General features: G+C 48.2%; 3 protein-coding genes and 2 rRNA genes. 4 read left to right on the top strand and 1 reads right to left on the bottom strand.

All coding sequences use genetic code 11. The annotated features are described in order from the left end of the window. Nucleotides 1-30 precede the first annotated feature (30 nt). Nucleotides 31-780, bottom strand: a complete 750-nt coding sequence (locus KHA93_RS18660) for a polysaccharide deacetylase family protein (RefSeq protein WP_213112090.1) — start codon at nucleotides 778-780, stop codon at nucleotides 31-33. Between the two features lie 167 nt (nucleotides 781-947). Between KHA93_RS18660 and KHA93_RS18665 the strand changes: the two genes are divergently transcribed. The 4 genes from KHA93_RS18665 to KHA93_RS18680 all read left to right on the top strand — a co-directional run bounded on the left by KHA93_RS18665 (nucleotide 948) and on the right by KHA93_RS18680 (nucleotide 6,122). Continuing rightward, nucleotides 948-1,175, top strand: coding sequence for a hypothetical protein (locus KHA93_RS18665; RefSeq protein ID WP_213112091.1), 228 nt, complete (start codon nucleotides 948-950; stop codon nucleotides 1,173-1,175). 34 nt (nucleotides 1,176-1,209) lie between these two features. Next, nucleotides 1,210-1,371: a hypothetical protein gene (locus tag KHA93_RS18670; RefSeq protein ID WP_213112092.1), complete on the top strand. Its 162-nt coding sequence runs from the start codon at nucleotides 1,210-1,212 to the stop codon at nucleotides 1,369-1,371. A 79-nt stretch (nucleotides 1,372-1,450) separates the two neighbouring features. Next, nucleotides 1,451-2,998: ribosomal RNA gene (locus KHA93_RS18675) — 16S ribosomal RNA — on the top strand. Nucleotides 2,999-3,189: 191 nt separating this feature from the next. Then, a 23S ribosomal RNA gene (locus KHA93_RS18680) occupies nucleotides 3,190-6,122 on the top strand. Together the 16S and 23S rRNA genes form the textbook arrangement of a ribosomal RNA operon. Nucleotides 6,123-6,137: the final 15 nt, after the last annotated feature.

Raw genomic sequence — 6,137 nt, forward strand, 5'->3', positions numbered from 1 at the left:
ATTTTATAAAAAAAATTAGGTAGGGGGATTTCAAGGCACTAACGTCGTTTTTACCTTTCCATTAGCTATTAGTATTGAAAGAGTTACTAGTTGGTCTTTTTCTTTAATTTGTGAAATGACAGCTGGGAGGGCTTCCGCTGTTTGAGTCGCGGAGTCAGACGCATGCATTAGGATAATATCTCCTTTTTGCGCCTTTTGGACATTTTTTACAATTACATTGACTCCTGGATTTTTCCAATCTTGTGAGTTAAGACTCCAATGAACAACCGTAAGTCCAAGCTTGTTTGCAATTTTTAGTGTTCGCTTATCGAAGTGTCCAGTTGGAGAGCGGAGTATCGTTACGTCTTTAATATCCATTTTTTTCAGAACATCTAATGAACGTAGTATATCTCGCCTTACCTTCTCATCTTCCAATTCCGTATAATCTTCGTAAGCATAGCCGAGACTTCCAATTTCAAAACCCATATCCTTAATTCTTTTTACTGTATCTGGATGCTTTTCAGCCCAGGAACCGGAGAGAAAAAATGTTGCAGATCGAACTTCTTTTTTCTCCAATACATCTAGAATGGGACCAGCCTGAACATCCCCCCATCCAATATTAAAGGTCAAGCTAATCCCCTTTTCCCCTTTATAAATAGCCTTAGGTTCATCTTTAGTTCCAAAAACCGGAGTATGTAGGATAGATTGTGAGAAAAAAAATAAGGCTGTAAAAAAAGAGATTAATACAATAAATAACCCTTGCTTTACTTTACGTCCATTTACGGTTATAAAAAAATTCATACTAAACCTCCTCGTCTGCCTGTCCATATTAGTCTATGTATAGTGATGCTTGTGATATGAATGTATTAGTTGTTTTTAGTGTTTAATAATTTCAATGTAAAATGGACATACATAATATACAAAAGAAAAATCATATGGAATCCTACAAAAGTATTTGAGGTGTAAACATGCTTGGCCTGCTTTTAAATGATCGAGATAAAGAAGAAATCATTTACTTGTTAAAAAGGGAAATGGATGAAATCCTTTTTGATTTAAAGGATACAAGAATAGAATCAATCGTTAAACTATCTATGGAAGATCGCTATAAAACATTATTTTCTTTATTTAAGCGGTTGGCTTCAAAACATGAGTGCATGAGGTATGTTTTACCTTCATCAAAAAAATCGAGGGTATAGGAAAATAAATTAATAAAAGTAATTGACATAGAGAATGAACCTTGTTATATTAATAAACGTTGCTGAAAAAAAAGCTTTTGAAAAGAGCGTTAAAGAAAAAGCTTTAAAAAAGTTTTTAAAAAAAGTATTGACGAGTAATGAAGAACCTGATATAGTGTTTAAGTCGCTGTCAAAAAGCAACGTATTTGATCTTTGAAAACTGAACGAAACAAACGTCAAAAATTATTTTAAACAATGGTTTTAAACCATTGCCAGCTAATGAGCTAATCAACTACTTATATGAGAGTTTGATCCTGGCTCAGGACGAACGCTGGCGGCGTGCCTAATACATGCAAGTCGAGCGAATGGATGGGAGCTTGCTCCCTGAAGTTAGCGGCGGACGGGTGAGTAACACGTGGGCAACCTGCCTGTAAGACTGGGATAACTTCGGGAAACCGGAGCTAATACCGGATAACTTCTTTCCCCGCATGGGGAAAGGTTAAAAGACGGTTTTGCTGTCACTTACAGATGGGCCCGCGGCGCATTAGCTAGTTGGTGAGGTAACGGCTCACCAAGGCGACGATGCGTAGCCGACCTGAGAGGGTGATCGGCCACACTGGGACTGAGACACGGCCCAGACTCCTACGGGAGGCAGCAGTAGGGAATCTTCCGCAATGGACGAAAGTCTGACGGAGCAACGCCGCGTGAGTGAAGAAGGTTTTCGGATCGTAAAACTCTGTTGTCAGGGAAGAATAAGTACCGTCTAACTAACGGTACCGTGACGGTACCTGACCAGAAAGCCACGGCTAACTACGTGCCAGCAGCCGCGGTAATACGTAGGTGGCAAGCGTTGTCCGGAATTATTGGGCGTAAAGCGCGCGCAGGCGGTTTCTTAAGTCTGATGTGAAATCTCGCGGCTCAACCGTGAGCGGTCATTGGAAACTGGGAAACTTGAGTGCAGAAGAGAAGAGCGGAATTCCACGTGTAGCGGTGAAATGCGTAGAGATGTGGAGGAACACCAGTGGCGAAGGCGGCTCTTTGGTCTGTAACTGACGCTGAGGCGCGAAAGCGTGGGGAGCGAACAGGATTAGATACCCTGGTAGTCCACGCCGTAAACGATGAGTGCTAAGTGTTAGAGGGTTTCCGCCCTTTAGTGCTGCAGCTAACGCATTAAGCACTCCGCCTGGGGAGTACGGCCGCAAGGCTGAAACTCAAAGGAATTGACGGGGGCCCGCACAAGCGGTGGAGCATGTGGTTTAATTCGAAGCAACGCGAAGAACCTTACCAGGTCTTGACATCCTCTGACAACTCTAGAGATAGAGCGTTCCCCTTCGGGGGACAGAGTGACAGGTGGTGCATGGTTGTCGTCAGCTCGTGTCGTGAGATGTTGGGTTAAGTCCCGCAACGAGCGCAACCCTTGATCTTAGTTGCCAGCATTCAGTTGGGCACTCTAAGGTGACTGCCGGTGACAAACCGGAGGAAGGTGGGGATGACGTCAAATCATCATGCCCCTTATGACCTGGGCTACACACGTGCTACAATGGATGGTACAAAGGGCAGCAAAACCGCGAGGTCGAGCCAATCCCATAAAACCATTCTCAGTTCGGATTGCAGGCTGCAACTCGCCTGCATGAAGCCGGAATCGCTAGTAATCGCGGATCAGCATGCCGCGGTGAATACGTTCCCGGGCCTTGTACACACCGCCCGTCACACCACGAGAGTTTGTAACACCCGAAGTCGGTGGGGTAACCTTTTGGAGCCAGCCGCCGAAGGTGGGACAGATGATTGGGGTGAAGTCGTAACAAGGTAGCCGTATCGGAAGGTGCGGCTGGATCACCTCCTTTCTAAGGAATCTTGATCAGTCGAGTGCTGATCAGAAGACGTTTCGTTTCGTTCAGTTTTGAGAGGTTGAACTCTCAAAACATGGCTATCTTTTATAGAGGCCTGTTATTTGTTCCTTGAAAACCAGATAATAGAGAATAAACAAACCAAGAAACATCACCTTATGGAATCATCCATAAGAAACCTTTTTACTGATTAAGTTAGAAAGGGCGCACGGTGGATGCCTTGGCACTAGGAGCCGATGAAGGACGGGACTAACACCGATATGCTTCGGGGAGCTGTAAGCAAGCTTTGATCCGGAGATTTCCGAATGGGGAAACCCACTGCCCGTAATGGGGTAGTATCCATTTCTGAATACATAGGAAATGGAAGGCAGACCCGGGGAACTGAAACATCTAAGTACCCGGAGGAAGAGAAAGAAAAATCGATTTCCTGAGTAGCGGCGAGCGAAACGGAAAAAGCCCAAACCAAGAGGCTTGCCTCTTGGGGTTGTAGGACACTCAACATGGAGTTACAAAGGAACGGGGTAGTTGAAGCGATCTGGAAAGATCCGCCATAGAAGGTAACAGCCCTGTAGTCGAAACTTCGTTCCCTCCTGAGTGGATCCTGAGTACGGCGGGACACGTGAAATCCCGTCGGAAGCTGGGAGGACCATCTCCCAAGGCTAAATACTCCCTAGTGACCGATAGTGAACCAGTACCGTGAGGGAAAGGTGAAAAGCACCCCGGAAGGGGAGTGAAAAAGATCCTGAAACCGTGTGCCTACAAATAGTCAAAGCACATTCATGTGTGATGGCGTGCCTTTTGTAGAATGAACCGGCGAGTTACGATTTCATGCAAGGTTAAGTCGATGAGACGGAGCCGCAGCGAAAGCGAGTCTGAATAGGGCGTTTTGAGTATGAGGTCGTAGACCCGAAACCAGGTGATCTACCCATGTCCAGGGTGAAGGTAAGGTAACACTTACTGGAGGCCCGAACCCACGTACGTTGAAAAGTGCGGGGATGAGGTGTGGGTAGCGGTGAAATTCCAATCGAACCTGGAGATAGCTGGTTCTCTCCGAAATAGCTTTAGGGCTAGCCTCAAGGTAAAGAGTCTTGGAGGTAGAGCACTGTTTGGACTAGGGGCCCTCATCGGGTTACCGAATTCAGACAAACTCCGAATGCCAATGACTTGTCCTTGGGAGTCAGACTGCGAGTGATAAGATCCGTAGTCAAGAGGGAAACAGCCCAGACCGCCAGCTAAGGTCCCAAAGTATCCGTTAAGTGGAAAAGGATGTGGAGTTGCTTAGACAACCAGGATGTTGGCTTAGAAGCAGCCACCATTTAAAGAGTGCGTAATAGCTCACTGGTCGAGTGATTCTGCGCCGAAAATGTACCGGGGCTAAACGGATCACCGAAGCTGCGGATTGACACCGTTGGTGTCAGTGGTAGGAGAGCGTTCTAAGGGCTGTGAAGCAAGACCGGAAGGACTTGTGGAGCGCTTAGAAGTGAGAATGCCGGTATGAGTAGCGAAAGAAGGGTGAGAATCCCTTCCACCGAATGCCTAAGGTTTCCTGAGGAAGGCTCGTCCGCTCAGGGTTAGTCGGGACCTAAGCCGAGGCCGAAAGGCGTAGGCGATGGACAACAGGTTGATATTCCTGTACCACCTTTTTACCGTTTGAGCAATGGGGGGACGCAGGAGGATAGGGTAAGCGCGCTGTTGGATATGCGCGTCCAAGCAGTTAGGCTGGGGTGGAGGCAAATCCTTCATCCTAAAGCGGAGCTGTGATGGCGAGGGAAATTTAGTACCGAAGTTCCTGATTCCACACTGCCAAGAAAAGCCTCTAGCAAGGTAAATGGTGCCCGTACCGCAAACCGACACAGGTAGGCGAGGAGAGAATCCTAAGGTGATCGAGAGAACTCTCGTTAAGGAACTCGGCAAAATGACCCCGTAACTTCGGGAGAAGGGGTGCTCTTTGGGGTGCAAGCCCTAGAGAGCCGCAGTGAATAGGCCCAGGCGACTGTTTAGCAAAAACACAGGTCTCTGCGAAGCCGCAAGGCGAAGTATAGGGGCTGACGCCTGCCCGGTGCTGGAAGGTTAAGAGGAGCGCTTAGACTTCGGTCGAAGGTGCGAATTGAAGCCCCAGTAAACGGCGGCCGTAACTATAACGGTCCTAAGGTAGCGAAATTCCTTGTCGGGTAAGTTCCGACCCGCACGAAAGGCGTAACGATCTGGGCACTGTCTCAACGAGAGACTCGGTGAAATTATAGTACCTGTGAAGATGCAGGTTACCCGCGACAGGACGGAAAGACCCCGTGGAGCTTTACTGCAGCCTGATATTGAATGTTGGTGCAGCTTGTACAGGATAGGTAGGAGCCTTGGAAATGGGAGCGCCAGCTTCCATGGAGGCATCGGTGGGATACTACCCTTGCTGTACTGACCTTCTAACCCGCACCCGTGATCCGGGTGGGAGACAGTGTCTGGCAGGCAGTTTGACTGGGGCGGTCGCCTCCTAAAGAGTAACGGAGGCGCCCAAAGGTTCCCTCAGAATGGTTGGAAATCATTCGTAGAGTGTAAAGGCACAAGGGAGCTTGACTGCGAGACCTACAAGTCGAGCAGGGACGAAAGTCGGGCTTAGTGATCCGGTGGTTCCGCATGGAAGGGCCATCGCTCAACGGATAAAAGCTACCCCGGGGATAACAGGCTTATCTCCCCCAAGAGTTCACATCGACGGGGAGGTTTGGCACCTCGATGTCGGCTCATCGCATCCTGGGGCTGTAGTCGGTCCCAAGGGTTGGGCTGTTCGCCCATTAAAGCGGTACGCGAGCTGGGTTCAGAACGTCGTGAGACAGTTCGGTCCCTATCCGTCGCGGGCGCAGGAAATTTGAGAGGAGCTGTCCTTAGTACGAGAGGACCGGGATGGACGCACCGCTGGTGTACCAGTTGTCTTGCCAAAGGCATCGCTGGGTAGCTATGTGCGGACGGGATAAGTGCTGAAAGCATCTAAGCATGAAGCCCCCCTCAAGATGAGATTTCCCATCGCGCAAGCGAGTAAGATCCCTGAAAGATGATCAGGTTGATAGGTCCGGTGTGGAAGTGTGGCGACACATGGAGCTGACGGATACTAATCGATCGAGGACTTAATCAACAAACAATCAAGTTT

This window comes from Lederbergia citrisecunda (assembly GCF_018343695.1).
Lineage (GTDB): Bacteria > Bacillota > Bacilli > Bacillales > Bacillaceae_C > Lederbergia > Lederbergia citrisecunda.